The organism is Streptomyces sp. NPDC104106, from assembly GCF_055584345.1.
On the sequence record NZ_JBVJMF010000004.1, the window covers coordinates 460409 to 486959 of the forward strand.

The following is a 26551-nucleotide window of genomic DNA, read 5'->3' on the forward strand; positions in this document are numbered from 1 at the left end:
CATCACCTGACGGTGCCCGTCGCACCAGGGCCGTCCGGCCCCAGTCACCCTGCGGCGGTACCTTTCCGGCTACTGCGACCCGCCGTCACGCGTGAGGTCGAACCCCGCGTCCACCACCCCTTACCAGCCGCGCGGCCACATGCACCAGGGCAGTGTCGCGGACGCGCCCGGCGAGCGTCACGACACCGTCGTGCACCTCCACCTGGACGGTCGACGACGGCGGCGGGAAGAGGCAGGAGGCGATCTCGCGCCGGACCTCCTCGGCCTGTCCTCATCGTCGCGCAGGAACACTTTGAGCAGGTCGGCCCGGCTGACGACGCCCGCCGGCAGCCCGGCCTCGTCCACCACCGGCAGCCTCCCGACCCCGTCTCGCGCCATGACGCGCGCCGCCTCGGCGAGCGTGGCCGGCCCGGACCGTGACGGCGGGAGAGGACATCAAGTCTCCTGCGGTGAGGGCGGCTGCCTTGGCCACGTCCACGGGCTGACGCAGCTGGAGGTAGCCCGCATCGGGGTCGTCCCGGAGCTCCTCCTTGGGCAGCAGGTCGGCTTCGGAGACGACTGCGACCACCCGGCCCTCGCCCTCGATCACGGGCAGCCCGCTGACCTGCCAGTCCTGCATCAGCTGCACGATCTCCTTGAAGGGGCCCGTCGGCCGACGGCGGCGACCGTCTGGGTCATGACATCGCTGACGATGCGCGGGGTGCCGTCCACGGTGACTCCACAAGGGCCTCGATGGGGTGTCCGGCTCCTTCCAAGGTGTGCCCGGGAGGCCAGAAGCGGGCCAGGGCCGCCCGGCCTCTGGAAGGCCCGTCCGGCCACCGCATTGCAGAGGGTCGGTCGGACCCTGAACGGGCCGTGTGGCCCCTGACGCGGCCGGCGCCGAGGCGTCACCCTGGTCGTGGATCCCCCGTGCCGGGAGGTGGACACATGTCCCGCACCGTCACCGTCGGCCTCGACGACTCGCCCGAAGGCCGGGCCGCGGCCGAGTGGGCGGCTCGCGAAGCGCTGCTGCGTGGCCTGCCCCTGAAGATCGTGCATGTCCAGGAGCCGACGCCCACGTACGTGGCCCGTACCCCCTTGCTGGACCTGGACAGGTACCAGCACTGGGCTCAGCAGCTGACGCACGAGTCCGCGGAGGGGATCCGGCTGCGCCACCCGGGCATCGAGGTGATCACCGAGCAGCTCACGGGGACCGTGGCCGACGTCCTGTGCGAGGCGGCGGGCTTCGCCGAACTGCTGGTGCTGGGCTCCCGGGCGCTCGGTGGGCTGGAGGGGTTCATGGTCGGCTCGGTGAGTCTGGGTGTCGTGGCCCGTGCCGAGCGCCCGGTGGTGCTGGTCCGCGCGGAGGAGCAGGCCGCCGACGAGCACAGGATGGACCCGGCAGGCGTGCCGTCCGCCGCGGCGCCCTTCCGGCCCGTCGTGCTCGGCCTCGACATCGATCGCCCGGACGACACACTGCTGGAGTTCGCCTTCGACGCAGCCGCTCGCCGGACAGCTGCTCTGCGGGCCGTCCACGCCTGGCCCGAACCGCCCACGTCCTTCTACCGCTTCCCCGGCGATGCCGAACTCTACGACACGCTCGAACGCGGACAGTCCTCCCTCCTGGGCAAGGTGCTGCGTCCCTGGCGGCAGAAGTTCCCGAACGTCGAGGTGATCGAGGCGAGCCGATGCGGCAGCGCCGCGCAGGTCCTCGTGAGCGACTCCCGTGATGCGTCCCTGGTCGTCGTCGGCCGGCGCATCCGCACCGGCGCGTTCGGCACCCACATCGGCCATGTCACGCACTCCGTCCTGCACCACATCGCCGCCCCTGTCGCGGTCGTCACACACAGCTGAGCCGCCGCCCGAGGCGGGAACCCGTGAGCCTGAGAGCAGCGGAAATGGGCTGCCGACGAGGCAGCCCTGCGCGCAGAGTCGCTCCGTCTGGTGTACGCCTCGCCCTAAGAGCGCTACGAAGGCGAATCCCTCGCCCACGACCTCGGCAAGCCCTCGGAGGAAGTGATGGCCGCGGACATCGTCGAGACCGCTGCGCGTAGCAGGCGACGCACGAAGCGAGCGACACGATGAGGACCTCGACCGGCGTGGGGCCGTGGTCTTCACCGCCTGCCTCGACAGGCTGGTCGGTGACGAGGGCGTGTCCGCGTACGGCGACCTCGAACGCACGGCCTCCCAGGTGGCATATCTCGACGTGGCCCTCGGGCAGTTCGGTCGCCGGTGGGGCGGCCGAGGTCGTGTCCGTCATGACGCCTCCTTCGTGAGGTGCGGCTCGGTGCTCTGCAGCAGGGGGTGCGCAGGCCCGGCAGGACGCGCCAGGTCCCGGGTCATGTCGGCGACGGTGAGGATGCCGACGAGGCGTCATTCGTCCAGCACAACTGCGCGGCGCGCGGGCTCACTTCCAGCCCGGGCAGCAGGCCGAGCACCGGCTCCTCGGGCGCGGCGATGACGACGTCATCCACAGGACGCATCATCTCCCCGACCGTCGTGCTGCCCCGCGCCCGGGCCGGCGTCATCTCGACACGCCGCACGGTGAGCAGAGCGACCATCGAGCCGTCTGCCGCCAGCACCGGGAAGGCCGAGCGGCGGTAGTGGCCGAAGGCCCCTCGGCCACGAAGTCGGCGAGTGTCACCGCGTCCGGAACCATGACCGGGTTCGGGGTCATGGCGCGGCTGACCGGGACACCGCCCAGCACGCACCGCATCTCGGCCTGACGGGCTTCCGCAGTCGCCGCGCTGACCAGGAACCAGCCGACCAGCGCCGGCCACAGACCGGACAGGTTGTGTCCGAACAGCACGGCCGCGAAGCCGGTCAGCACCATGAACCAGCCCAGAGCCCGGCCCGCCGCCGCGGGTGGCCCGCAGCCGGTCGCCGGTGCGGTGCCACAGGTAGGCCCGCAGCAGCCGCCCCCCCTCGAGCGGGGCAGCGGGCAGCGCGTTGAAGACGGCGAGCATGATGTTGATCGCGGACAGCCAGGCGACCGCATGACCACGAGCCCGGAGGCGGAGTCCCTCACACCCCGCTGTCGTACCGAAGCCGCCCTGCCACACGCCGGTGAGCCAGGCACGTCAGCGCAGGTCAGTCGGCTGTCTTCGCCGTGCCGCCCGTCTCGGTGAGGAGGACACCTGTGACCAGCTCCGGGCGGATGCGCACTGCCTGGTCCATGGGTTCCGCCGACACCCAAGGCTGCAACAGCCGCCGGATCCGCTCGAGTTCAACGGGGTCGGTCACCAGCCGGGCGTACCCCGTGACGACCACGCTCCAGCCGAGGTTGGTGTCCGGGTCGATGGCGTCGGCCTCGTATGCGACGACGACGCCCATGCTGTCGGCCTGCTGTGCGTGAGACGTGAGCGCAGCACCCTCGTGGGTGCGGATGACGATGTCCCCGTTGTCCATGACGTGGTTGACCGGGCGGGCGGTGGGCAGGGCCTGCCGGGTGAAGATGATCCTTCCCAGCGACACGCTGCCCAGCAACCGCAGCGACTCGGCGTGGTCGAGGTTGATGCGCCGATGTGCTCGCATCTCGCTGGCCGCCATGACGTGCCTACCTTCCGCTGCCAGTCTGTCCCAACCGATGAAGGGGCCATGTGCCCCTGTCACCTGCTGTCGCTCGCGTCCATGTCCATCAGCGCCGCTCGGCCCGCCTCGAGACGGGCTACTGGAACCCGGAACGGTGAGCAGGAGACGTAGTCCAGGCCGACCTCGTGGAAGAAGTGGATGGACTCCGGGTCGCCGCCGTGCTCGCCGCAGACGCCGGTCTCGAGGTCCGGTCGGGCAGCGCGACCTTCGTCGACAGCGATCCGGACCAGCCGGCCCACACCCTCCCGGTCGAGCGTCTCGAACGGCGAGGCGGTGAAGACGCCCTTGTCCAAGTAGGCCGAGAAGAACGCGGCCTCCACGTCGTCGCGGGAGAAGCCCCAGGTGGTCTGGGTGAGGTCGTTGGTGCCGAAGGAGAAGAACTCCGCGTCCTCGGCGATCCGCCCGGCCGTGAGCGCCGCACGGGGCAGTTCGATCATCGTGCCGACAGGGCAATGCACAGGGGTGCCGGTCTCTTCACCGACCTCGGCCAGGACGCGGGCCACCTCCTCGCGGGCGAGCCGCAGTTCCTGGACGGCGCCGACGAGCGGCACCATGATCTCCGCATGCGGAGATCCACCCGCTCGGGTGCGCTCGACGACCGCTTCGGCGATCGCGCGGACCTGCATCGCGACCAGTCCTGGAACCACCAGGCCGAGCCGCACGCCCCGCAGGCCGAGCATCGGGTTCTCCTCGTGCATCCGGTTCACCGCTGCGAGCAACTTCACGTCGTGTGCGTCCGGTTGCCCGCCCGTGGCCTCGGCGGTGGCGATGCGGACGGCCAGGTCGGTGCGGTCGGGCAGGAACTCGTGCAGTGGCGGATCCAGCAGCCGGATGGTGACCGGGAAGCCGTCCATCGCCTCCAGGATGGCCGTGAAGTCCCCTCGCTGGGGCGGCAGCAGAGCTCCCAGTGCGCGGTCGCGGTCAGCATCCGTACGGGCGAGGATCATCTCCTCGACCAGCTTGCGCCGCTCGCCGAGGAACATGTGCTCGGTGCGGCACAGCCCGATGCCCTGTGCTCCGAACCTCCGGGCCCGGGCAGCGTCTTCGGGAGTGTCGGCGTTGGCCCGAACCTCCAAGCGCCGAACGGAGTCGGCGTGGTCCAGGGCCCGGGCCACCGCCGAGACCACGCTGTCGGCCTGCTCACCGCTTTCCAGGTAGCGCATGGTCGCCGACGCGACCAACGGGACGGCCCCGAGGTACACGTCACCGGTGGAACCGTCGACCGAGATGACGGTGCCCTCCTCGATGACACCGCCGTCACGGGCGGTGAAACGCCGCGACTCCGCGTTGACGGTGATGTCCTGCGCCCCGCACACGCACACCTTGCCCATGCCCCGGGCGACGACCGCCGCGTGGCTGGTCTTGCCGCCCCGGCCGGTCAGCACGGCCTGTGCGGCGACCATGCCGGGCAGGTCGTCGGGTGTCGTCTCCTCGCGGACGAGGACCACCTTCTCGCCGGCCTTGGCACGCCGTACGGCCTCCGCGGAGTCGAACACGGCCGCGCCCACCGCTGCGCCCGGCGAGGCCGGCACACCACGGGCAAGCGTCTCACCGGTGGCGGTGGTGTCGAAGCGCGGGAACATCAGCCGGGCCAGTCCGTCACCGCCCACCCGCGCCAGGCCCTCGTCGGAACTGATGAGGCCTTCCTGCACCAGCTCGGTGGCGATGGCGAAGGCGGCCTCGGCGGTGCGCTTGCCCACCCGGGTCTGCAGCATCCACAGCGTTCCCCGCTCGATGGTGAACTCGATGTCGCACAGGTCGCGGTAGTGCCGCTCCAGGGTCTGTGCGTGATCGCGCAGCTGCCGGTAGGAGCGGGGGTCCAGCCGTTCCAGCTCGGGCAGCGGTACGGCGTTCCGCACGCCCGACACGACGTCCTCGCCCTGGGCGTTCGGCAGGTAGTCGCCGTACAGGCCGGGGCGCCCGGTGGCCGGGTCACGGGTGAAGGCGACGCCGCTGCCCGAGTCGGGGCCGAGGTTGCCGAACACCATGCGCTGCACGGTGACGGCCGTTCCCAGGTCGTCCGGGATGTGCTCGCGCCGCCGGTAGAGCACGGCGCGTTCGGCGTTCCAGGACCGGAACACGGCGAGGATCGCCTGCTGGAGCTGCTGGGCGGGGGACTGAGGGAAGTCGCGGCCGGTCTCGTCCCGGATCAGACTCTTGTACGTCTCCACCAGCCATGCCAGATCGCTCGCGTCGAGATGGAGGTCGTCGGGAGCGTCGCGGGCGTCCTTCAGCAGGGTCAAGGCCTCGTCGAACAGGGCCCGACCGACTCCCATCACCGTGCTGCCGTACATCTGGACGAGCCGGCGGTAGGAGTCCCAGGCGAAACGCTCGCTGCCGGACACCTTGGCCAGGCCGAGCACGGAGTCGTCGTTGAGACCGATGTCGAGAACCGTCTCCATCATGCCGGGCATCGAGAAGCGCGCCCCGGAGCGGACGGACACCAACAGCGGGTCGTCCCCCTGCCCGAGCAGCCGCCCGGCACCCGTCTCCAGTGCCGCAAGGTGTCGGGAGACCTCCGCCGACATGCCCTCGGGTTCCTCGCCGGTGGCCAGGAACGCGCGGCAGGCTTCGGTGGAGACGATGAACCCCGGCGGTACCGGCAGCCCCAGCCGGGTCATCTCCGCCAGGTTCGCGCCCTTGCCGCCGAGCAGGCCGCTCAGGTCCCGGCCACCGTCTTGGAAGTCGTACACGTAGCGGGCCATGACGCCACTCCTCGGCTCTCAACTCTCCGTGCCTCCCAGCCTGGGAGGGAGCGGCGCGCCGGGGCAGGTGCCCTCCGTCCCACGGCGTGGGCCGACCGGCCCTGAGTACCGGAAGCGCGGCCCGTTCCGAGGCCGGAAGACGGCTTCCGCGCATTGGCCCAGCCGCGCCGCATTCATCGGCAGGCGCTGGTTTGACGTGGGCAGTGACCGCGACAGTCCGGACTCGTGTGCGAGGGGACGCGGAGGAGCGGTGGGGCAAGCTCAGAAGAGCCCCGGGTACGACTGCCCGAGCTGAAGCCTGACGAGTTGCTGGAGGAGCTGCGGAAGCTGAGCGGGGGGAGAGGCTGATCAGCAACGCCGACCGCGAAAGGCAGCGGTGAGCTGGGCGGTCGGACGCGTCAACCAACGCCGCTCGGGTGCGCTGAGGCTGAGGGCGTCACCCGGCCTCGGCGTCGGCGGCAGTAAGCCGGCAGTCCACGCCCACGACCCCTTCCACACTCTGGACCAGGCGCGCGGCCAGTGGAATCCGTGCGGTGTCCCCGACGCGTCCCGTCAAAGTCGCGACGCCGTCGCTGACGATGATGTGCACGGGCTCGACCGGGGCCGGGAAGAGAACGTCGACGATGTCACGTCGGATCTCGTCCGCCAGGTCGTTGTCGGGGCGCAGGAACACCTTCAGCAGATCCCCGCGACTGATCACGCCTTCGAGGATGCCCTCGGCGTTCACCACGGGCAGCCGTTTGACATGCCGCAAGGCCATGATTCGTGCCGCCTCGGCGAGGGGGGCGTCTCCATGGACGGTGACGGCCGGGGTGCTCATCAGCTCCTCGGCGGACACCGCCCCGGCCTTGGCCAGGTCGGAGAGTCGGCGCAGCTGGGTGAACCGGTCCGGGTCGCTGTCCCGGAACTCTTCCTTGGGCAGCAGGTCGGCCTCGGAGACAACCCCGATCACACGCCCGTCGCCCTCCAGCACGGGAAGGGCGCTGACCTTCCACTCCTCCATGCGTTCGACGATGTCCTTGCACAGGGCCTTGCGGCCCACCGCGACGACGGCATGCGTCATCACGTCACTCACCCGGTGCGGGCTGCTGTCCATGCTTGCTTCCCAGGGCGGTCGGCCGGACGGAGCGGGCGCGCGGTCACAACAGGTCACCGCTGCCGTAGGGGGCGTACAGGTCGAGCAGCCTGACCCGGGTGGCGTGCAGCCGCTGGGCGGCCACACGTCCCACCCACACCGCTATGGCCCGTCCGAACGCGGCGTCCGCGGCGCACATCGCGCGCACCGGCTCGGCGTCGAACTGCCAGGCCTGCACCGGGGTCATCGCCTCGGCGCCCAGGTGCCAGAGGTACGGCGGGAAATGCCAGGACCAGCCGACCAGTTCGCCGTGCCCGAGCGCTTCGACGACGGCCGGCCGGCGGCCGGGTACGTGCAGGTCGAGGGCGACGGTTCCGGTGCGTACGATCCAGAAGCGGTCGGCGTGCCGGCCCTCCTCGAACAGGCGGGTCCCGGCCTCGAAGGAGACCTCGCGGGCGAGGCGCATCAGCCGGTCGCGGTGCACGGCCTCAAGCGCCGTGCTCATGGTGGTTGCGGAGGTCATCGCACCGGCTCCCTTCATGGGCTGTCGATCCCAGCGTGCGCGCCCTCGGGAGCCGGCACCACAGGCCGCCCGGACCCGGCCGTGGGCCCTTCGGCTCATACCGGGGCCGCTGATCCGGCTGTGGGACCCCACGGACCGGACCGTGCAAGGCACACGCGCCCGGGACCTCGTCGACGCCCAGGGTGCTGAAGATGTTCGGTGAGTACGCTCCGGTCAGGGCGACGGTGGCCGACGTACCCCACTTCTCGGCGCATGCCGATGCCGGCCAGGTCCTCGGCCGGCTGTGCGGGGCCGAGGACCGCACACGACGTATTTGGTGCACGGTGAACCGGAGGCATGGCGACGGCGACGGCGGCATCGCTTTGGCGTTCCAGTTGCCAAAGAGAGTGACCACACCTTCGCAGACCTCCACGTCCACGGTGGGCGGGTCGAGTCAGAGAGCGCCGACGAGCACCTCGCGCCGCACAGTCCGTCGGATCTCGTCGTCGGTACGCAGGAAGGCCTGGAGCAGATCGCGGCGGATGACGATGCTGACGAGCCGGTCCTCCTCGTGGACCCGCACACGTTCGATGCCGTGCCGATCCATCAACCGGGCGGCCCCTGGCATGCCGACTTCAGCACGCACCGTCACCGGGGGGTGCCGACATGATTCCGCCGGCCGTACGAGCCCGGCTCCGCGCGAAACTCCCGCGTGTACGGCGGCGGAGCTTGCACGCTCAGACGTTGAGAGGGGCCCCGGATTCACTCGACCGCGCCTGGCGCCGCATCAGATTGGTCTCGGAGATGACCCCGATGACCTGGTCGTCCTCGTCGATCACCGGCAGCCCGCCGACGCCGTGGTCACGTAAGAGGCGGACGACCTCCTGAAACGGGGTGCCGTACTGGGCGGTGACGACGTCGCCGCTCATGACGGCACTGATCTTCGTCCGGTTTCAGGGCCGTCCTCCTCTGCAACGGTCGTGGCCGGTCAGCGCAGTCGGCGCAGGTAGGGGTCGTGGGGATGGCGCGGAACCAACCGTAGGCGAGCGTCGAGGGCGGTGACGCCGTGTGGCCCTGCCAGCACAGGGTTGAGGTCGGCCTCCACCAGCTGGGGAAGGTCCGCGGCCATCCGGGAGAGGCGGTGCAGGAGCTGCTGCAGGGCGCCGAGGTCGACGGCAGGGCTGCCGCCGTAGCCGAACAGCAGGGGAGAGCAGCGCGGGGAGGTGAGCAGGTCGTGCACGTCCAGGTCGGTCAGCGGCGCGAGCCGGGCGGCGTGGTCGGCGAGCAGCTCGGTCGCCGTGCCGCCGAGACCGAACACCACAAGGGGTCCGAACACCTCGTCCTGGACGACTCCGGCGAACAGTTCGGTGCCGCGCTCGGCGAGCGGCTGGACGACGACTCCGGTCATCCGGTCGCCGAACCGGGTGGCCAGATCCCGGTGGGCGGCCCTGACCTGTGAGGCGTTCTGCAGGTCGAGGTGGAGGGCGTGTTGCTCGCTCTTGTGCACCAGACCCGGCCAGTAGGCCTTCATGACCACGCGTCCGTCCGGGCCGGCGAGCCGTTCGGCCGCCGCGACCGCCTCATTCTCGTCCCGGGCCCATGCCCAAGGGATCTGTCGGATGCCGTAGCAGCCCAGGAGCACGGCCGTGGTCCGAGGGTCGAGCCAGCCGCCCTCCGGATGGTCCTCCAAGTAGGCGGTAGCCAAGTCCTTCGCCTGCATGGTCTCCACGTCCGGCAACTCCGGTACGGCGCTCGGCTGGCGAGCGAGCCAGTCGGCGCGGGCTGCGGCGTGGGCCAGGGCGCGGGCTGCGTCCTCGGCGTCGGAGTACGCGGGCACGGCGCCCCTGCCGACGGTGGGCAGCAGCTCGACGCGGGCCGCTTGCGCGGGGAGCACCGCGACGACGGGGCGGGCGAGCGGGCCAGGGGCCGAGGTCAGGGCGCGCACCAGGTTTTCTCCGGTGGCCGTGGCGACCGCCGTGGGGACCAGGCTCACGAGGACGGAGTCGACAGTGCCGTGCCGGGCCAAAAGGCTGGTGCATGCCTGTAGCTGCTCCTCGCCGACGGCCGCAGTGACGTCCACGGGGTTGGTCGCGGTGGCGCCGTCGGGCAGCAGGGCGCGGAGTTCGTCCACCACGCCGGCGCCGAGTGGCGGGATCACCAGTCCGGCGTCCACGCACGCGTCGGCGGCGAGGACGCCGGCCCCGCCCGCGTTGCTGACGACGGCGACCTTCGTACCGAGGGGCAGCGGCTGGGCGTGCAAGAGGGCGGCGGTGTCGAGGAGTTCGCCGATGGTGCGGGTGGCGGTGATGCCGGCCTGGGTGAACAGCGCCCGCCGGGTCATGGTCGGGGTGGCCGCCGCCGCGGTGTGCGAAGCGGCGGCCCGCCGTCCGGCCTCGGACCGGCCCGCGTCCACGGTCAGCACCGGCATCGCTCGTGCCACCCGGCGGGCGGTGCGCGAGAAGGCGCGGGGGTTACCGAAGGACTCCAGGTGCAGCAGCGCCAGGTCGGTGTGTCCGTCGCTCTCCCACCACTGGAGCATGTCGTTGCCGCTGACGTCGTACTTGTCGCCGAGCGAGACGAAGGTCGATACCCCGATGCCGAGCCGGGAAAGCCCGTCCAGCAGTGCGATGCCGACGCCGCCGGACTGCACGGCGACTCCGGCGGTGCCTGGTCCGGGGTGCCGGGCGGCGAAGGTGGCGTCCAGGCGGATGTCGTCCTCGGTGTTGGCCAGGCCCAGGCAGTTCGGCCCGACGAGCCGCATGCCGTGGTGTCGGCACGCGGCCATCAGGGCGCTGCTCTCGTGTGTGTCAAGGCCCGCGGACACCACGAGCAGGGCACGCACGCCGACCCTCCCGCACTCTTCGGCAACCGGGGGAACGGATGCGGCCGGTACGGCGATCACGGCCAGGTCCGGCACCTGCGGCAGCTCGGCGACAGAGCGGCAAGCGTGTACCCCGGCAATCGCGGCGGCCTCCGGATGCACGGCGAACAGCCGCCCGGTGTAGGAACCGTTCCGAATGTTCCGCAGGATGGCGCGCCCGACCGACCCAGGCCTGCGGCCCGCGCCGATCACCGCCACCGTCCGGGGCCGCAGCAGCAGCTGCAGGCTGATGATGTCGGCGAGGCGACCCCGGGCGTCGACCGCGCGCAGGTAGGTCTCGTCCTCGGTGAGTTCGACCGTGCAGTGCACCTCAGGTCCGTCGCAGTGGCGCGTGACGCGCAACCCCAGGTCGTGGAAGACCTTCAGCACGTCGTGGTTCTCGGCCAGGGCATCGGCGCTGAACGCGGTGATGCCCACCGTACGTGCGGCGTCCGCGAGGTGTTCCAGCAGGAGGGTTGCCACACCACGGTGATGCCAGCCGTCGGCTACGGCCACCGAGATCTCCGCCGTGCTGCCCCCCGGCAGCACCTCGGACTCGGCCAGCCCCACCAGTCGCCCGTCGTACTCAGCGGCCAGCGCGCGGTACCCGGGGCGGTCGCCCATGGCCACCCGCTCGGCGGCCTGCCGGGCGGAGGACGGGCTGACGGAGAAGAACCGCAGCCGCAGGTTCTGTGGTGACATCGCCTCGTACAGCCGCTGCACCTCTGCACGATCAGCCGGACCTGCCTGCCGTATGCGGACTGTGGTTCCGTCGGCCAGCAGGGCATGCACCGGGGCTACCTGGATGCCGGTCATCACGGACTCTCCCTCCGGAGGATCCCGCGTTCAGCGTCCGGCGGCGGGGGCCCGCTGGCACAGGGGCTGACCGGGCACCGCGCGGGCCGAATGGCCCTCCGGGGCGGAGGGCTCCGGCGGAAAGCCCCGCAGGATCTCACTGGACCCGCGAGAAGTAGCTCTCCTTACTCCTGCGAGAAGTGCAGGCGGAGGACGGTGTGCAGCCCGTACCGGCAGGCGCGCAGTGGGGAACGCGGTGGGCCGGCCCGCCCGGCAGAGGCGGCAAACCCCCAGGCGCCTGGCCCGGGGGTACTCCTCGTCAGGCCGCCTGCCGCTGCCTGGACCGGAGTTCGGGCTGTCCGAACAGCAGGGCGTAGCCCTCGGGGAGCTGGTCGAGGATCTGGCCCAGCAGGTCCGGTCCGGTCAGCTGGGTGAGCACGGAGAAGACCGTTCCGGTGTTCCAGCGGGCGACCGCAGGCGTGGTGCCCGACCGCCGCGCGAGGTCCTTGACGAAGGCCCAGCCGGTCAACCGCTCGGTGGCGGGGGCCTGTCCGGTGAATTCCAGTGCGGCCTCCAGCGGCAGGCGCGCGGCCAGCGCGACTCGCTCGTCGCCGGTCAGCTGGCGGCCGAGTGCGGCGAGGACCTGGAGGGTGACTTCCTCGGCCCGTTCCCGGGTGGGGTAGGCGCCTTCGTACCGGACTTTGGCGAGCAGGGCGTCCCAGGTCATCGCAACGGTGGGACGGTCCGGGTGGCGCTGGTCGATCATGGCGGGTGGTGAGCCTTTCGTGTCGACGTGGTGGGAGGCGGGAGGTTGTACGGCGCGCGGCGGATCAGGCCGTCCGGTGTCCGCCGGGCACCGGGGTCGCGGCCGGGGCCGGGAGCGGGAGGAGTGCCGGGGGAGGTCGTCATCGGCGCAGTCGCGCGGATCCGCGGTCCGGCCGCGGGCGAGGGGGCGGACAGGCGCAGGGCGAGCCTCCGGCGCCCGCCGGCGCGTTCGGCTCCCCGCCGGGTGCCGTACGCGCCGCGTTCCCGGAAATGCTCCGGCCGCCCCCGGCGGAGAGGCGGGAACGCCGGGGCGTGCCCGCCTCCCTCCCCGGGCGCGGACGCGAGCGGGTCAGCCGCTGATCTGCTTGCGCTCCGACGATCCGCCGATCGTGATCTTGCGGGGCTTGGCACGCTCCGCGATCGGGATGCGCAGGGTCAGCACCCCTGCCTCGTAGTCCGCCTCGATGTGCTCGGTGTCAAGGGTGTCGGCGAGCATCAACTGCCGGGAGAAGACACCCAGCGGCCGCTCGGACAGCTCCATCTGGACGTTGTCGTCCTTGTTCGTCGGACGGCGCTCGGCCCTGACGGTCAGCATGTTCCGTTCGACGTCGATGTCGATGGCGTCGCTGCTCACTCCGGGGACGTCCAGAGCGATCACGTAGACATCGCCTTCCCGGTAGGCGTCCATCGGCATGGTGGACGGCCGCGACCACGTGCCGGTCGTGCCGAGGAGCTGCTGGGTGAGCCGGTCGAGCTCGCGGAACGGATCGGTGCGCATCAACATCGCGAAACACCTCCAGTGAGAGACAGGCAGTGACTGCTGCCAATGCGCTGCACCTGACTCCTGTTGTAGCATGTCATCGAAACGATGACAAATGATGCGTCGTCGTAACGACGACGAAAGGAGGCGGTTGCGTGACCTCGGCCGACGAACAGCCCCCGTCCCCGTCCCCGTCCCCGGCGTCCGTCCTCGCGGCGGAGGCGGCCCTGCGCGCCATCGACGACGCCGTCCGTAACGCGCGTACCGAGCCGTCCGGAGCCGCCGCCACCGACGCGCCCGACCCCGCGCAGGCGTTGTCCGTGCTGCTCCTGCTCCGCGAGGTGCGCGACCGGCTCGCCGGGTGGGAGCCGGGGCTGATCGAGGCGGCCCGGGCGGCCGGGGCGAGCTGGGCCGATCTGGCCGCGCCCCTCGGCGTGGCGAGCCGGCAGGCCGCCGAGCGCCGTTACCTGCGACTGCGCCCCGGAGCCGCAGACAGCACCGGCGAACAGCGGGTGAAGGCCACCCGTGACCGACGTGCCGCCGACCGCGCCGTCGTCTCCTGGGCCCGGGACAACGCCGGCGAACTGCGCAGGCTCGCCGGTCAGATCACCTCCCTGGCCGACCTCCCGGACACCGCCCGGTCGTCGCTGCGCCGGCTCACCGACGCCCTCGCCGCCGACGACGCGGCCCTGCTGCTCGGCCCGCTCACCGACACCGAGCCGCATCTGCGCGCCGACCATCCGCAGCTCGCCGCGCGGATCAGCCGCCTCACCGACCACACCGACCAGCTCCGCCAGCACAGCGACACCGTTCGCCGCGGCCAGCCGTGACCGAGTAGCGGGCGGCCCCGCAGGACGGCCCGAAGCCGAGGAGCCGGGCAGGGCCCGGAGCAGGCACGCCAGGCAGGGGTGCCCAAGCGGCCGCGCCCGACAGGGGGGCGAAACAGGCGGGCCGGCCACAGGTCTCGACGCACCCGGGCAGCCAGGCCTCGCAGCAGGGCCGAGCGGACAGGCCGGGCAGGGCTCCTGAAGCAGGGGCCGGGCAGAGACGTCGAAGCCCGTTTCCCTCACGGGCCAGGGCTGTGCGCGTGCGGACGCCCGCCCGTCCACGCGGACGCGGTCGGCGGGCGAGCGCGCCCGAGCCGGCGGCGGCCAGGACCGGACCGGCCCCTCGGCGTCCCCGGACACCCGGGGCCCGTAGCCCGCGGAGCAGAGCCAGGAGAGAGAGCCGAAGGGCCCTCGTCGCCGGCGAGGAGCGGATGGGACCGTGAAACCGCCCCGTGCTGCGCGGACCCGGCAGGTCCGAGGAAGGCGGTGGGACGATGACACGTCCCCTGGTCGTGGGCGTCGACGGATCGGACGCGTCCTTGGCCGCGGTCGACTGGGCCGTGGACGAGGCCGTCCGGCACGGCCTCCCGCTCCGGCTGGTCCATGCCTGCCTCTGGGAGCGGTACGAGGGCGCTCTGCCGTCGACGGACCGGGGGCGGCGGTCCGAGGAGGTGCTCGCCGAGCACATCGTGGCCTCCGCGGCCGAACGCGCCGAGCGGCGCAACCCCGGCGTGAAGGTCAGCACCGAGGTACTGCCGGAGGACGCCGCCACCGCGCTCGTACACGCGGGAGACCAGGCGTTCGCGCTGGTGACGGGGTCCCGCGGGCGCGGGCGGATCAAGGACATGCTGCTCGGCTCGGTGGGGCTCGCCGTCGCGGGCCGGGCGCACTGCCCGGTGGTCGTGGTGCGCGGCGACCGGGCGGGGCTTGCCGGTACGCACGGACGGATCCTGCTCGGCCTCGCCGAGACCGGCACCGGCCGCGAAGCCCTTCGGTTCGCCTTCGAGGAGGCCGGCGCCCGCGGCTGCACCCTCGACGTCGTGCGAGCCTGGCGCCGCCGCGCCCTCGACGTGAGCGCCGGCCGGACACCGGCGGCCCAACCGGCCGAACCGGCCGACGCGGCAGCCCGCGCGCTCCTCGACGCCTCCCTCGGTGACATGGCCGTCCGGTATCCGCGGGTGCGCACCCAACGGTCGGCGCTGGAGGGACCGGCGGCCGCGGTCCTGTCGCACCGGTCGGCGGCGGCCGACCTCGTGGTCATCGGCGCCCACCGCAGGACGGGCCGCTTCGGGCTCCAGCTCGGCCGCGTGGGCCACACACTGCTGCAACACGCCCAGTGCCCGGTGGCGGTCGTGCCCGAACCGTCATGAGGACGGCGGCCGCCGCTCGGAAGTGTGCCGGGGGGCCGGGGACGCGGTCGCGCGGACGCCTTGCGTGGCGCGATGGCGGCACCGCGTGCAGCGTGGAGACGGAGGACCGGACCGCCCGACAGGTCAAAAGAGCCGCAGGAGAGGTGGGACACATGGACAGGGATGCCTCCGCGCCCCGCGTGGTCGCCGGTGTCGACGGGTCGCCGTCCTCGTACGAGGCGCTGCGCTGGGCCGTGCGGTACGCGGACCTCGTCGACGCCGCCGCGGAGGCGGTCGCGCTGTACGTGCGCCATGTTCCGAGACCGGGTCGCGGGCCGCCCGGCTCAGCTCGGGCCGTTCCAGGGGCCGGGACGTCACCGAGGCGACCAGCCCGTCCGCCGTGGCCCGCGACAGCCCCCGCCCCAGTGCCTGGCCCGCGCGCAGCCAGTCCGCCGGCCGGTCACCGGCCGTGCCCGGCAAGGCGATCCGGGGGCTGCGCTCGCCGGCCGCGGAAGCCACGTCCGGGCACGGCCGGCGACCGGAGCCCGGCTGGTGGCCGAGGTCGAGGCGATCACCGACGCGGCCGGGGCCGAGAACCCGCTCACCACGGTCTGACACCCACCACCCGCTCCGTCGACCCGTTGCATCGGCGGGTGGGCCTGCCCGTCAGTGGTCCGCGTGTCCGGTCGAGCCCTGCGGCTCCAGATGGGACGCGAGGACCGCGGCCTGGACCCGGCGCTGCACGCCGAGCTTGGCCAGCAGACGCGAGATGTGGTTCTTGACGGTCTTCTCCGACAGGTACAGCTCCTTGCCTATCTCACGGTTTGGTCAGGCCGTCGCCGACCAGGGCGAGGATGTCCCGTTCGCGCGGCGACAGAGCGGCCAGCTCGGGCGGGAGCGACGGGTTCTGGGCGGGATCGGCCCGCAGCGAGCGCATCAGCCGGGCGGTGGTCGCCGGGTCCAGCATCGACTGGCCCGAGGCGACGGTCCGTACGGCGGCCACCAGGTCCGAGCCCCTGATCTGCTTGAGTACGTAGCCCGATGCCCCGGCCATGATGGCGTCCAGCAGCGCGTCCTCGTCGTCGAACGAGGTCAGCATCAGACACGCCAGCTCCGGCATCCGGTCGCGCAGTTCCCGGCAGACGGTGATGCCGTCGCCGTCGGGCAGCCGTACGTCGAGCACGGCGACGTGCGGGCGCAGGGCGGGCCCGCGGACCAGGGCGTGGGCGACGGTGTCCGCGTCGCCGACCACCGTGATGTCCGGTTCGGCGTCGAGCAGGTCGGTCAGGCCCCGCCGTACGACCTCGTGGTCGTCCAGCAGGAACACCCGGATGGGGTCCTCTTCCGTGAAGGTGCGGGTCTCGGGCATGGCGGCCTCTCGTTCCCCCCGGGGTACGGGCTGTCGTTGGGGCCGATCTTCGCCCGCCGGCGGCCGGAGGCACTAGGGCCGACCGGCCCCCTGGTTCCATGGTCGCGGTGGGCGAGGTCGAACCGCACGTCCACCACGTCCTCGACGGCGCACACCAGGCGCGCGGCCAGGGGACCTGGGCGCGGTCGCGGACCCGGCCCGTCGGTGTCGCCACTGCGTCCGCCACCTCCACCAGGACCGCCGAGGCGGGGGCGGGAGGAGGGAGGACACGATCTCGCGGCGCACCTGCTCGGCGATGTCCTCGTCGTCGCGCAGGAAGACCGTCGGCAGGTCGGCGCGGCTGACGATGCCCTTCCGGTCAGGCCCGTGCCGTCGATCACCGGAAGGCCGCTCGACCCCGCCGCGCGCCATGAGCCGGGCGGCTTCGCGCGAGGGTGGCGTCGGCCGGGACCGTGAGGGCCGGGGACGACATGAGGCCTGAGGCCGCCCGCGGTGAGGGCGGCCTTCGACGGGTCGCCCGGCCGGGGAGCGTCATACGGCCGTGGACCGCCCGGTTGCGGGGCGTCGCGCAGCTCTTCCCTGGGCAGCAGGCCGGCCTCGGCAGACGACTCCGGCCACCGGCAGCGCGCTGAACCGACAGTCCTGCGTCAGCCGCAACGATTCCTTGAACGAGGCACCCCGGCCGACGGCGGCGACCGTGCGGTTCATGACGTCGCCGGACGATGCGCGGGGCGTCGTCCGCGATGACTCCACCGGGGTGTCAGGGGGCGTCTTCCGTCTCCAGCCTCGGCGGCCGGCGCGGGGCGGGCCAGGGGCTGTCCGGTCCCCGTCGGGCCGTCCGGGCTCCGTCGCCCCGCCGCGCGGCCGGTGTGGGCCGGTCGGCCCTGACCGGGGACGTGCGGCCCCTGACCCCGGGCGCCGGACCTCACCACGCTGGAACCGGATCCCCGTCATGGGAGGTGCAGACCATGCCCCGACCCGTCACCGTGGGCCTCGACGCGCCGACCACGAACCCGCCGAGCCCGCGAGCCGACATCGGCCATGTCATCCACGCCGCCGTGCACCACGTCGTGGCCCCGGTCACCGTGGTACCGCACGACTGACCCGCCAGGGGGACGGTGAAGCACGATGGACCTCCCGATCGTCGTCGGTGTCGACGGCTCCGAGTCGAGCCTGCGGGCGGTGGACTGGGCGGCCGACGAGGCCGTCCTGCGCGGGGCACCGCTCCGGCTCGTGCACGCCTCGCTCTGGGAACGCTACGAGGGCGCCCTGCTCGCCCAGGAGCTGGACAAGCCACTGGAGGAGGTGATGGCCCGGGACGTCGTCGGCGTCGCCGAGGAACGCGCCCGGCGCCGGCAGCCGGGCGTGCGCGTCGGCACCGATGTGCTGCCCGGCGAACCGGACCACGAGCTGGTGCACGAGAGCAGCACCGCCCTCGCGGTGGTGCTCGGCTGCCGGGGCCGCAGCGGGCTGGCCGAGGTCCTCCTCGGCTCCGTCGGCGTGGCGGTCGCCGGACACGCGCACTGCCCGGTGATCGTGCTGCGCGGCAGCCATGACAACCAGGCGCGGGCCGGTACCCGGGGGCGTGTCGTCCTCGGCGTCGGCGAGAAGCCGGCCGGCTCGGCCGCCGTACGGTTCGCCACCGAGGAGGCCCTGCTCAGGGGGGTGCTCCTGGAGGCGGTACGGGCCTGGCGGCGCCCCCTGCGCGAGCCGCCCGCACATCCCCTGATGACCGGTGAACCGGAACACCTGGAACAGCGGTCGGCCGCCGAGGACCTGGAGGAGGCGCTGCGGGACGCACCGCCCGGGCTGCGGGTGCGGCGCCGCGCCGTCGAGGGCCATGCCCGGGACGCCCTGGTCGCCGCCTCGTACGAGGCCGACCTGCTCGTGGTCGGCACCCGGCGCCGCCACGGCGCCCTCGGCCTCCAACTCGGCCGTGTCGCCCACGGGGTACTGCACCACGCGGCCTGCCCGGTGGCCGTCGTACCGGAAGTACCGGAAACCTCCTGAGCCTCCGGCAGAGCGGCGCGGCCCCGGCAAGGAAGACCGCGTCGCTCCGCCGAAGCCGGCCGTGTCGCCGTGCGCGTGCCGTGGCGTGTGCTGGACCGGGCAGTGGCCGACGCACGCAGTGCTGTGAGCCGGGGTCGACGGGCGAGGGAGGGGGAGGTGTGCCGGTGCCGTGTCGTAGCGCCGGGAGCTGCCACAGCGCACCGCAGCCCGGCGCCGGCCGTCCGCCGGCCCGGTCGTCCCGGCGAGCAGAACGGCACGGACCGCGTGCCGGTGGGCGCGTTGCGCCGCGAACACGACCTCCGCGGCACGGTCCCTGAGCGCCCCGGCGACGGCGCCGCCGACCACGAGCACGATCCACCGGGCCCGGCACGATCCAGACCCGCCCCTGTCCTGGGCCGGCGCAGCGCCCACCTCCCCGTCACGGTGACACCTGCGACGCCGCCTGCCGCGGACCGGCCGCCCCAGGGGCCGCCGGGATACCGGCGAGGTCGGCCGGGACGCGCCGAACGGGGCCGCAGGGCCGGGGCGGGGGGCCGGACGGCCCAAGCGGAACCCCCGGGCAACGACGAAGCTGGGTCTGCGGGGCGCCCGCGGCACCGCGCCGCGACCCGGTCCCGCGGCGGACCGACCGGAGAAGGTGAGGAGCGCCATGAAAGGCTTCGTCTTCCACGGCCCCGGACAGGCGTCCTGGCAGGACGTCCCGGATCCCGGCATCAAGGAACCGACCGACGCGATCGTCAAGGTCGGCGCCGTGACCATCTGCGGGACGGATCTGCACATCCTCAAGGGCGATGTGCCCGAGGTCCGGTCCGGCACGGTGCTCGGCCACGAGGCGGTCGGCGAGATCGTCGAGGTCGGCGGCGACGTGCGCACCGTACGGCCGGGCGACCGGGTGCTGGTCTCCTGCATCACCTCGTGCGGGCGCTGCCGCTTCTGCCGGGAACGCGGCTACGGCCAGTGCCGGGGCGGCGGAGGCTGGATCCTCGGCCACCTGATCGACGGCACCCAGGCCGAGTACGCCCGCGTCCCCTGTACCGACCTGTCCGTGCACCTGCTGCCCGCCGCCCTGCGCAGCGAGGACGCGGTGCTGCTCGCGGACATCTTCCCGACCTCCTACGAGGTGGGCGTCCTCAACGGGCACGTGCAGCCCGGCGACACCGTCGCCGTCGTCGGCGCCGGCCCCATCGGACTGGCGGCCATCGCCACGGCACGGCTGTTCGCGCCCGAGCGGATCATCGCCGTCGACCTGGCCCCGGCGCGGCTGGAAGCGGCCCGGCGGCTCGGCGCCGACGCCGTCGCCGATGTACGGGAGGCCCCCGACCAGCTGGTCGCCGACCTCACCGACGGGCTCGGCGCGGACGTCGTGATCGAGGCCGTAGGCGTGCCGGAGAGCTTCGAACTGTGCACCCGCATGGTCCGCCCCGGCGGACACGTGGCCAACGTCGGCGTGCACGGAAAACCGGCCACACTGCACCTCGAAGACCTGTGGTTCAAGAACGTGACCATCACGACCGGACTGGTGGACACCTACTCCACCCCCACCCTGCTGCGGATGGCCGGCGCCGGCCGGCTGCCGACCGGACAACTGGTCACCCACACCTTCCCGCTGGAGCAGATGGAGGAGGCCTACGACGTTTTCTCCCACGCCGCCGGGACCGGCGCGCTGAAGGTGGTACTCGGCGGGGAGCAGCACGCGGAGCTGGCCGTTCCGGCGGCCTGACCGAGAAGGGCGTGAAGGCCATGACCGAACACACCGGAGCGAGTGTGGTGACGGAGGCGCCGCTGGGCGACCTGGGCCGTCGGCTGGCCGCCCGGCGCGCGCAGCTCGGCGCGACCCGGCGCGAGGTGGCGGCTCGGGCCGGCATGGCGGCCAGCTACCTGCGGTATCTGGAGGAGCATCCCGGCGCCGCTCCGGGCACCGGCCCCCTGATCAGGCTGGCGGAAGCGCTGGAGACCACCGTGACCGAGCTGACCGGGGGCGCCGTCGACCTGCCGCCCGGTCCCGGACGCGCCGCGCGCGACCCTCACGTCACCGAGATGTCCCCGGGCGCGTGCCAGGCGCTGCTCGGCTCGCACGGAGTCGGGCGCCTCGCGATATCCACGGCCTCCGGGCCGGTGATCGTGCCCGTCAACTACAGCGTGATCGACGGCGCCATCGTCTTCCGGACCGCCCTCGGCGTGACACCCTCGCTCGCGGCCGGGCAGTACGTGGCCTTCGAGGTCGACCGCATCGACGACGCCTTCAGCCAGGGCTGGAGTGTCCTGGTACGCGGCCCATCCGCGGCCGTGACGGACGTGCGCGAGCGGCAGTGGCTCCAGGAGCGGGCGTACAGCGCGCCCTGGGCCGGCGGGGCGCGTGACATGTGGGTACGCATCGAGCCCCACACGGTGACCGGGCGCCGGATCACGGCCTGAGGACGGGCGGAAGCACGCCCACGCCGTGCGCCACCGTCGGCCGCTGACGATCCCGCGCCGCTCCCTTACCCTCGCCGTCTGCCGCACCCCTGCCTTCCAGGACGGATACGGATCGCGTGGTCCATGCCCTGCCGCGGCACCCAGGGATGCAGCAGCCGCCGTATGCGCCGCCCTGCCGGGTCCGGGACGTCAGGGCCGCGCTCTCGTGCACCTCGGATCGGCCGCCTCGGCGGGCCGGAGGGCGACGCGAGCGGAGCGACACCGTGGGGGAAACGGTGCCGCTCCTGAGTTCACTGTCCGCCGCCGCTGTACGGCCCCGGCAGTGCCGTTCGGCCTCGGTCGAGGGCCGGACGTCCTGCCCCCCGCTCATCTGCTGTCACCGGGATCGGGACCGCGCAGCGGTACGCGGGTCTCCCCGCCCAACCTCGGGTGGCACCCGCGTCACCTCCGCCCGGTCTTCGTTCGGCTGCCCCGGCCGACGCCCGGTCGCGGTCTGCGGGGCCGACGGGTGCGGCACGTCGTACGCGTGACGGACCCTGGCGGCACTCCCCGGCCGTGCGGCGGTCCGCGTACGCGCCGGCCGAGGTCTCATCGCCGCGTACCGCGCTCCGCGGGGGACGGCTACCGTGGTGATGACCCGCCGGTACCGGGTCCGTGCGCGTCTAGGGGACCTGGAGGGACGTGGTGGCAGGCCACGAGGAACCGCGTCTACGACTGCCGCAGCTGAGGCTGGACGAGCTGCTGGAGGAGTTGCAGGCCCGGATCGACGCGGCCCGGGGCACCCGCGACCGGGTGCACAGCCTGCTGGAGGCGGTCCTCTCCGTCGGCCGCGAACTCGACCTGGAGCAGGCGCTGCGCTCCATCGTGGAGGCGGCCGCCGCGCTCGTGGACGCCGAGTACGCCGCCCTCGGCGTCATCGGTCCCGACGGAAAGACGCTGTCGGCCTTCCACACCGTCGGCGTGGCGGAGGACCAGATCGCCGCGATCGGCCCGTTCCCGGCGGGCCACGGCATCCTCGGCGAGCTGATCCGTGACCCGGAGCCCCTCCGGCTGACGAAACTGTCCCAGCACCCGGCCTCCTACGGCTTCCCGCCCCACCACCCGCCGATGCACAGCTTCCTCGGTGTCCCGGTCCGCGTCCGCGACCAGATCTTCGGCAATCTGTACCTGACCGAGAAGCGAGGCGGGCTGCAGTTCGACGAGGAGGACGAGGCGGTCCTCTCCACGCTGGCCGTCGCGGCCGGCGTCGCCATCGACAACGCCCGCCTGTACGAGGACGCACGGCTGCGCGAACGCTGGCTGCTGGCGAACGCGGAGATCAGCAACAGCCTGATGTCCGGCAGCCCGCGCGCGGAGGCCCTCGACCTGATCGCGGAACGCGCCCGGGAGATCACGTGCTCTGCCCTGGCCGCGGTCGCCATGCCCATGGAGAACTCCGGTTCGCTCGCCGTCGAGATCGCGGTGGGCACCGAGGCGGACGCCCACCGCGGGCTCGTGCTGCCGATGGGGGCGAGCCTCATGGGCCTGGCGTTCTCCGCCGCCGCCCCGGTCGCCACGGACGACGTCACCCACGACGAGCGGATCTCGCCCGAGCCGCCGCGCTTCCGGGGCCTCGGCCCCGCCGTTGCCGTGCCGATCGGCACCGGCGAGGGAGGGGTCCGAGGAGTGGTGCTCGTCGCCCGCGAGGCGGGCCGGCCCGCCTTCCTGGCCAGGGAGACCGAGATGCTGCGGGGCTTCGCCGCGCAGGCCGCCATCGCGATGGAACTGGCCGAACGGCGGCGCGACGCCCAGCAGATCGCCCTGCTGGAGGACCGCGACCGGATCGCCCGGGACCTGCACGACCTCGCCATCCAGCGGCTGTTCGCCACGGGGATCACCCTGCAGAGCGCGGGCCGCTTCATCGAGCATCCCCAGGCCGCCGAGCGGGTGCGGCGGGCCGTGGACGACCTCGACGAAACCATCAAGATCATCAGGTCCACGATCTTCGGGCTGCGCGCCCATGAGGGCGCCGCCGGCAGCGGACTGCGGGCCAGGGTCGTCCGCGTCGCCGGCGAGGCCGCGCCCGTGCTGGGCTTCGTCCCCAGCGTGCGCATGGAGGGCCTGGTGGACACCGACGTACCACCCGAGGTCGCCGACGACGTCGTCGCCGTGCTCTCCGAGGCCCTGACCAACATCGCCCGGCACGCCCACGCCGGGCGGGCCCGGGTGGCCCTCACGACCGACGGCCGCGAGGTGTGCCTGAAGGTCTCGGACGACGGCGTGGGCATCCCGCCCGGCGGCCGGCGCAGCGGACTGCTCAACATGGCCGAGCGCGCCGAGAGGCTCGGCGGCCGCCTCGACGTGACCAGCCCGGACAGCGGCGGCGCGACGCTGGAGTGGTGCGTCCCGCTCACGGTCGCAGGCGAGTAGTTCCGTCCGCCACGTGTTCCGTCCGTCGCCGAGTTCGCGGTGGGGGCGACGGGCGCGCATCGGGGATGTGGGCCCGGGGGCCGGGCCAGAGGGGGGAGGACAGCGCACCGGCTCACTTTCCGGTGCCCGCCTGCGGCAGCCGTCGCCGACCGGGGCGACGCCGTCGGCCCGGTCGGCGACGGCACCCGACCACACCGGGCCCGGACCCTCCTGACCGGCGGGGCTGGGCATCACGCTCGTCGTCTACGCCGCGGTGGCCGTCGCCGCGCTCGGCGTGCTGGGCGCCGAGGGGCTCGGCACCGCCGCGGCCCCGCTGGCCGACGCGGTCCGGGCCGCCGGGGTGCCGGGACTGGTCCCCGTGGTGCGGGCCGGAGCGGCGGTGGCGGCTCGGTTCGCTGCTGGCGCTGGTCCTGGGCGTCTCGCGCCCCACGTCGGCGATGGCGCGTGACCGGCATCTGCCGCACGCGCCGGCCGCCGTCCACCCGCGCTTCGGGGTCCCGCACCGGGCGGAACTGGCGGTCGGCATCCTCGCCCCGGACGAGGGGCGCCCCCCCCGCGCGCCCTCGCGGCGCTGGGCCTGCTCGGCTGCGTGGTGCTGGCCTTCTCCCTCCCCCCTGTCTCCGTCGCCTCGGGCGCCGGGGTCCTGGCACTCGGCGCGGCCCGGTACCGGCTTCGGCCGGCCGCCCTCGGCCGTTAGCCGCCGGCATGGTCCGCGCCACCCGGCGGGCGGTGCGGGAGAAGGCGCGCGGATCGCCGAAGGGCTCCAGACGCAGCACCAGACCTTCGCATGAATGAGCGATTGCCGGCCCGGGCAGAGACTGGTAGCTGAGCGGTGTTCCGAGAGGCGGCAACCAGTGGCTGTGGTCGCACACGAGGGCACGGGTGATCCCGGGCTCTTCACGCCGGGCTCCGTGACCTGGCAGATGCACGGTGACCCCATGATGTGGGTCGCCGGCGTCCGCGCGCTGTACCTCCAGGCCCTGCACCCGCGCGCGGTGCGGGGGGTGCTGCAGAACTCCGACTTCCGGCAGGAGGCCTGGGGCCGGCTCATGCGTACCGCGGACTTCGTCGGCACCACGACGTACGGCACGGCCGAGGCCGCCGAGCGGGCCGGCGCGCGCGTCCGGAAGATCCACAGCATGCTCACCGCGACCGACCCCGACACCGGGGAGCGCTACGACGTGGACGAACCCGCGCTGCTGCGGTGGGTGCACTGCGCGGAGATCGACTCCTACCTGCACGTCCTGCGCTGCTCCGGCTTCCCGCTCACCGACGCCCACGCCGACCGCTACATCGCCGAGCACCGGGTCAGCGCGCGCCTGGTGGGCCTCGACCCCCGGACCGTACCGGCGAGCCGCGCGGAACTGGCCGCGTACTTCGAACGGGTGCGCCCTGAACTGGCCGCGGGTCCCGAGGCACGCCTGGTGGACGACTTCCTCCTCCGGCCGCCGACGCATCCCCTCCTCGTACCGGCGCGCGAGCTGCTGTGGCGGCGCGTGGCGCAGCTCGCGTACGCCGCTCTGCCGCCGTACGCCCATGCGCTGTACGGCAGACCGGCCCCCACACCCGCCGTCGTCAGCCGCCGGCTGCGGAGGACGGGCCGGATCCTGCGGGGCGTTCCCGCACGTGTGCGCTGGCAGCTGCCGCCCAAACACATCCTGCGCGCGATGGCGCGGCTCGGCCCGGACGCGCGTCCCGCACCGTACAAACTTGGACGATAGGTCCGCCATACTGGACGAGCAGGGGGGTGTGGCGCGGATCGGCCGGTGCGGTGCGGCCGGACGCGGTCCGGGGCCGGCCCTGCGAGGCGGAGCAGGGCGGGGCGGGCGGCGACGGGGGCGGCGGATCGCTATGGAGAACAGGCTCGTTCAGGGCAGGTACCGGCTGCTCGAACTGCTCGGGCGGGGCGGGATGGGCGAGGTGTGGCGGGCCCGGGACGAGTCCCTGGGCCGGCAGGTCGCGGTGAAGTGCCTCAAACCGCCGGACCCTCACCACGACCCCGCCCTCGCCGGCGTGCTGCGCGAGCGGTTCCGCCGCGAGGCCCGGGTGGCCGCCGCGCTCTCGCACCGCGGGGTGACCGTCGTCCACGACTTCGGCGAGTGCGACGCAATGCCGTACCTGGTGATGGAGCTGCTGGACGGCCGCGACCTGAGCCGGCTGCTGACGGAGAACAAGGGGCATCCGCTGCCCGTGGACGATGTCGCGGGCATCGCCGAGCAGGTCGCTGCCGCCCTGGCCTACACCCACCGGCACGGTGTCGTGCACCGCGACCTGAAACCGGCGAACATCGTGCGGCTGACGGACGGCACGGTGAAGATCTGCGACTTCGGCATCGCCCGCCTCGGCCACGACATCGGCCTCACCGCCCGCCTGACCAGCACCGGTGTCGCCCTGGGCACCCCGCACTACATGTCCCCGGAGCAGATCGGCGGCGGCGAGGTGGACCACCGCAGCGACCTGTACTCGCTGGGCTGCGTGCTCTACGAAATCGCCACCGGGGCGCCGCCGTTCGACCTGGAGGACACCTGGGCCGTCCTCATCGGCCACCGTGACACCCCGCCCCGCCCTCTGCGCGAGGCGCGCCCGGAACTCCCCGGGCACCTGGAGGAGACCGTCCTCGCCCTGCTGGCCAAGCATCCCGAGGAACGGCCGCGGGACGCGGGGGAGTTGGTCCGCCGGCTCAGGAAAGGGCACGCGTTCTCCTTCTCCGGCGCGGCCGTCGACCTCCCCGAGGCGGGCCGCGCGACCCGACCGCCGTCGTGGACCCGCGGCACGGCCACCGGCCGCACGGCACTCGGCGCCGCACCGGACGCGCCGCCCCCGGATCCCGGTCCGGCAGGCGGCTGCCGCGGCGTGGGCGGCCCCGTCCCTGACCGGCGCCCCGTCCCGGCCCTCCCCGCACAACGGCCCGGCCCCGACCGTCATGAGGCCGCGGTCGCCCTGCTGCGTGGCGGTCGTGTCGCCGAGGCGGCGGCGGCCTCCGGGGAGATCGCCGAGGTGGGGGCGGGGGTGCTCGGAGTGGACCGTCCGTACACGCCGGCCGGCCGTCATGAGGCCGCGGTCGCCCTGCTGCGTGGCGGTCGTGTCGCCGAGGCGGCGGCGGCCTCCGGGGAGATCGCCGAGGTGGGGGCGGGGGTGCT

The 26551-nt window shown here is 73.3% G+C and carries 20 protein-coding genes and 5 pseudogenes; 12 read left to right on the forward strand and 13 right to left on the reverse strand.

What is annotated here, in order from left to right; genetic code table 11:
- Positions 1-85 precede the first annotated feature (85 nt).
- Positions 86-711: pseudogene (locus ACZ60X_RS12880) on the reverse strand (CBS domain-containing protein).
- Positions 712-927: 216 nt separating this feature from the next.
- Between ACZ60X_RS12880 and ACZ60X_RS12885 the strand changes: the two are divergent.
- Both ACZ60X_RS12885 and ACZ60X_RS12890 read left to right on the forward strand, forming a co-directional pair.
- A complete protein-coding gene (locus ACZ60X_RS12885) occupies positions 928-1833 on the forward strand; it encodes a universal stress protein (protein ID WP_469597061.1) in 906 nt (301 codons plus the stop codon).
- Positions 1834-1878: 45 nt separating this feature from the next.
- A pseudogene (locus tag ACZ60X_RS12890) lies at positions 1879-2043 on the forward strand (universal stress protein); the annotation flags it as partial.
- Between the two features lie 275 nt (positions 2044-2318).
- Here ACZ60X_RS12890 and ACZ60X_RS12895 read toward each other — a convergent pair.
- From ACZ60X_RS12895 to ACZ60X_RS12945, 11 genes and pseudogenes are all read right to left on the reverse strand, one after another.
- On the reverse strand, positions 2319-2561 hold the full coding sequence (locus ACZ60X_RS12895) for a hypothetical protein (protein WP_469597458.1): 243 nt from the start codon (positions 2559-2561) through the stop codon (positions 2319-2321).
- Positions 2562-2864: 303 nt separating this feature from the next.
- A pseudogene (locus tag ACZ60X_RS12900) lies at positions 2865-3041 on the reverse strand (site-2 protease family protein); the annotation flags it as partial.
- A 28-nt stretch (positions 3042-3069) separates the two neighbouring features.
- Complete coding sequence (locus ACZ60X_RS12905) at positions 3070-3528, reverse strand: pyridoxamine 5'-phosphate oxidase family protein (protein ID WP_469597064.1); 459 nt, start codon at positions 3526-3528, stop codon at positions 3070-3072.
- 59 nt (positions 3529-3587) lie between these two features.
- Positions 3588-6275, reverse strand: a complete 2688-nt coding sequence (gene ppdK, locus ACZ60X_RS12910; RefSeq protein ID WP_469597067.1) for a pyruvate, phosphate dikinase — start codon at positions 6273-6275, stop codon at positions 3588-3590.
- A gap of 436 nt (positions 6276-6711) precedes the next feature.
- Entirely contained in the window at positions 6712-7371 is a 660-nt protein-coding gene (locus ACZ60X_RS12915) for a CBS domain-containing protein (RefSeq protein WP_469597070.1), read from the reverse strand.
- Positions 7372-7414: 43 nt separating this feature from the next.
- Positions 7415-7873 carry a Crp/Fnr family transcriptional regulator gene (locus ACZ60X_RS12920; protein ID WP_469597072.1) on the reverse strand — a complete coding sequence of 153 codons (459 nt, stop codon included), beginning with the start codon at positions 7871-7873 and terminating at the stop codon, positions 7415-7417.
- A gap of 433 nt (positions 7874-8306) precedes the next feature.
- Complete coding sequence (locus ACZ60X_RS12925; RefSeq protein ID WP_469597074.1) at positions 8307-8618, reverse strand: CBS domain-containing protein; 312 nt, start codon at positions 8616-8618, stop codon at positions 8307-8309.
- The gene (locus ACZ60X_RS12930; protein ID WP_469597077.1) at positions 8590-8781 is read right to left on the reverse strand and encodes a CBS domain-containing protein; all 192 of its coding nucleotides are present in this window, start codon (positions 8779-8781) and stop codon (positions 8590-8592) included. Before ACZ60X_RS12930 ends, ACZ60X_RS12925 begins: the two co-directional genes overlap by 29 nt.
- A 59-nt stretch (positions 8782-8840) precedes the next feature.
- Positions 8841-11528 (reverse strand): bifunctional acetate--CoA ligase family protein/GNAT family N-acetyltransferase, encoded by a 2688-nt coding sequence (locus ACZ60X_RS12935; RefSeq protein WP_469597080.1) that lies wholly within the window; start codon positions 11526-11528, stop codon positions 8841-8843.
- A 298-nt stretch (positions 11529-11826) separates the two neighbouring features.
- Entirely contained in the window at positions 11827-12273 is a 447-nt protein-coding gene (locus ACZ60X_RS12940; protein WP_469597082.1) for a DUF2267 domain-containing protein, read from the reverse strand.
- A gap of 348 nt (positions 12274-12621) precedes the next feature.
- Positions 12622-13056, reverse strand: a complete 435-nt coding sequence (locus tag ACZ60X_RS12945) for an Hsp20/alpha crystallin family protein (protein WP_469597084.1) — start codon at positions 13054-13056, stop codon at positions 12622-12624.
- Positions 13057-13187: 131 nt separating this feature from the next.
- Between ACZ60X_RS12945 and ACZ60X_RS12950 the strand changes: the two genes are divergently transcribed.
- Positions 13188-13862 carry a type III effector protein gene (locus ACZ60X_RS12950; protein WP_469597087.1) on the forward strand — a complete coding sequence of 225 codons (675 nt, stop codon included), beginning with the start codon at positions 13188-13190 and terminating at the stop codon, positions 13860-13862.
- Between the two features lie 491 nt (positions 13863-14353).
- Positions 14354-15229: a universal stress protein gene (locus ACZ60X_RS12955; protein WP_469597090.1), complete on the forward strand. Its 876-nt coding sequence runs from the start codon at positions 14354-14356 to the stop codon at positions 15227-15229.
- 645 nt (positions 15230-15874) lie between these two features.
- Here ACZ60X_RS12955 and ACZ60X_RS12960 read toward each other — a convergent pair.
- Positions 15875-16577: pseudogene (locus ACZ60X_RS12960) on the reverse strand (response regulator).
- A gap of 968 nt (positions 16578-17545) precedes the next feature.
- Here ACZ60X_RS12960 and ACZ60X_RS12965 point away from each other — a divergent pair.
- The 8 genes and pseudogenes from ACZ60X_RS12965 to ACZ60X_RS13000 all read left to right on the forward strand — a co-directional run.
- Positions 17546-17680, forward strand: coding sequence for a hypothetical protein (locus ACZ60X_RS12965; RefSeq protein WP_469597093.1), 135 nt, complete (start codon positions 17546-17548; stop codon positions 17678-17680).
- Between the two features lie 25 nt (positions 17681-17705).
- Positions 17706-18587: a universal stress protein gene (locus ACZ60X_RS12970; protein WP_469597096.1), complete on the forward strand. Its 882-nt coding sequence runs from the start codon at positions 17706-17708 to the stop codon at positions 18585-18587.
- A gap of 649 nt (positions 18588-19236) precedes the next feature.
- Entirely contained in the window at positions 19237-20307 is a 1071-nt protein-coding gene (locus ACZ60X_RS12975; protein ID WP_469597099.1) for a zinc-dependent alcohol dehydrogenase family protein, read from the forward strand.
- Positions 20308-20327: 20 nt separating this feature from the next.
- On the forward strand, positions 20328-21002 hold the full coding sequence (locus tag ACZ60X_RS12980) for a helix-turn-helix domain-containing protein (RefSeq protein WP_469597102.1): 675 nt from the start codon (positions 20328-20330) through the stop codon (positions 21000-21002).
- A gap of 684 nt (positions 21003-21686) precedes the next feature.
- Positions 21687-23411 carry a sensor histidine kinase gene (locus ACZ60X_RS12985; RefSeq protein WP_469597104.1) on the forward strand — a complete coding sequence of 575 codons (1725 nt, stop codon included), beginning with the start codon at positions 21687-21689 and terminating at the stop codon, positions 23409-23411.
- Between the two features lie 214 nt (positions 23412-23625).
- Positions 23626-24108, forward strand: a pseudogene (locus tag ACZ60X_RS12990) (amino acid permease); the annotation flags it as partial.
- Positions 24109-24334: 226 nt separating this feature from the next.
- Complete coding sequence (locus tag ACZ60X_RS12995) at positions 24335-25132, forward strand: oxygenase MpaB family protein (RefSeq protein ID WP_469597443.1); 798 nt, start codon at positions 24335-24337, stop codon at positions 25130-25132.
- Positions 25133-25262: 130 nt separating this feature from the next.
- Positions 25263-26551, forward strand: a 1289-nt coding sequence (locus ACZ60X_RS13000; RefSeq protein WP_469597107.1) for a serine/threonine-protein kinase, incomplete at its 3' end; no start/stop codon positions are given.

What these genes read in the sequence shown, in the direction of transcription:
- ACZ60X_RS12995 (WP_469597443.1), top strand. Translation starts at nt 24,335, where the DNA reads ATGCACGGTGACCCCATGATGTGGGTCGCCGGCGTCCGCGCGCTGTAC.
- ACZ60X_RS12930 (WP_469597077.1), bottom strand. Translation starts at nt 8,781, where the DNA reads ATGAGCGGCGACGTCGTCACCGCCCAGTACGGCACCCCGTTTCAGGAG.
- ACZ60X_RS12980 (WP_469597102.1), top strand. Translation starts at nt 20,328, where the DNA reads ATGACCGAACACACCGGAGCGAGTGTGGTGACGGAGGCGCCGCTGGGC.
- ACZ60X_RS12970 (WP_469597096.1), top strand. Translation starts at nt 17,706, where the DNA reads ATGGACCTCCCGATCGTCGTCGGTGTCGACGGCTCCGAGTCGAGCCTG.
- ACZ60X_RS12920 (WP_469597072.1), bottom strand. Translation starts at nt 7,873, where the DNA reads ATGACCTCCGCAACCACCATGAGCACGGCGCTTGAGGCCGTGCACCGC.
- ACZ60X_RS12945 (WP_469597084.1), bottom strand. Translation starts at nt 13,056, where the DNA reads ATGTTGATGCGCACCGATCCGTTCCGCGAGCTCGACCGGCTCACCCAG.
- ACZ60X_RS12915 (WP_469597070.1), bottom strand. Translation starts at nt 7,371, where the DNA reads ATGGACAGCAGCCCGCACCGGGTGAGTGACGTGATGACGCATGCCGTC.
- ACZ60X_RS12965 (WP_469597093.1), top strand. Translation starts at nt 17,546, where the DNA reads ATGCCCCGACCCGTCACCGTGGGCCTCGACGCGCCGACCACGAACCCG.
- ppdK (WP_469597067.1), bottom strand. Translation starts at nt 6,275, where the DNA reads ATGGCCCGCTACGTGTACGACTTCCAAGACGGTGGCCGGGACCTGAGC.
- ACZ60X_RS12885 (WP_469597061.1), top strand. Translation starts at nt 928, where the DNA reads ATGTCCCGCACCGTCACCGTCGGCCTCGACGACTCGCCCGAAGGCCGG.
- ACZ60X_RS12975 (WP_469597099.1), top strand. Translation starts at nt 19,237, where the DNA reads ATGAAAGGCTTCGTCTTCCACGGCCCCGGACAGGCGTCCTGGCAGGAC.
- ACZ60X_RS12955 (WP_469597090.1), top strand. Translation starts at nt 14,354, where the DNA reads ATGACACGTCCCCTGGTCGTGGGCGTCGACGGATCGGACGCGTCCTTG.
- ACZ60X_RS12935 (WP_469597080.1), bottom strand. Translation starts at nt 11,528, where the DNA reads ATGACCGGCATCCAGGTAGCCCCGGTGCATGCCCTGCTGGCCGACGGA.
- ACZ60X_RS12905 (WP_469597064.1), bottom strand. Translation starts at nt 3,528, where the DNA reads ATGGCGGCCAGCGAGATGCGAGCACATCGGCGCATCAACCTCGACCAC.
- ACZ60X_RS12940 (WP_469597082.1), bottom strand. Translation starts at nt 12,273, where the DNA reads ATGATCGACCAGCGCCACCCGGACCGTCCCACCGTTGCGATGACCTGG.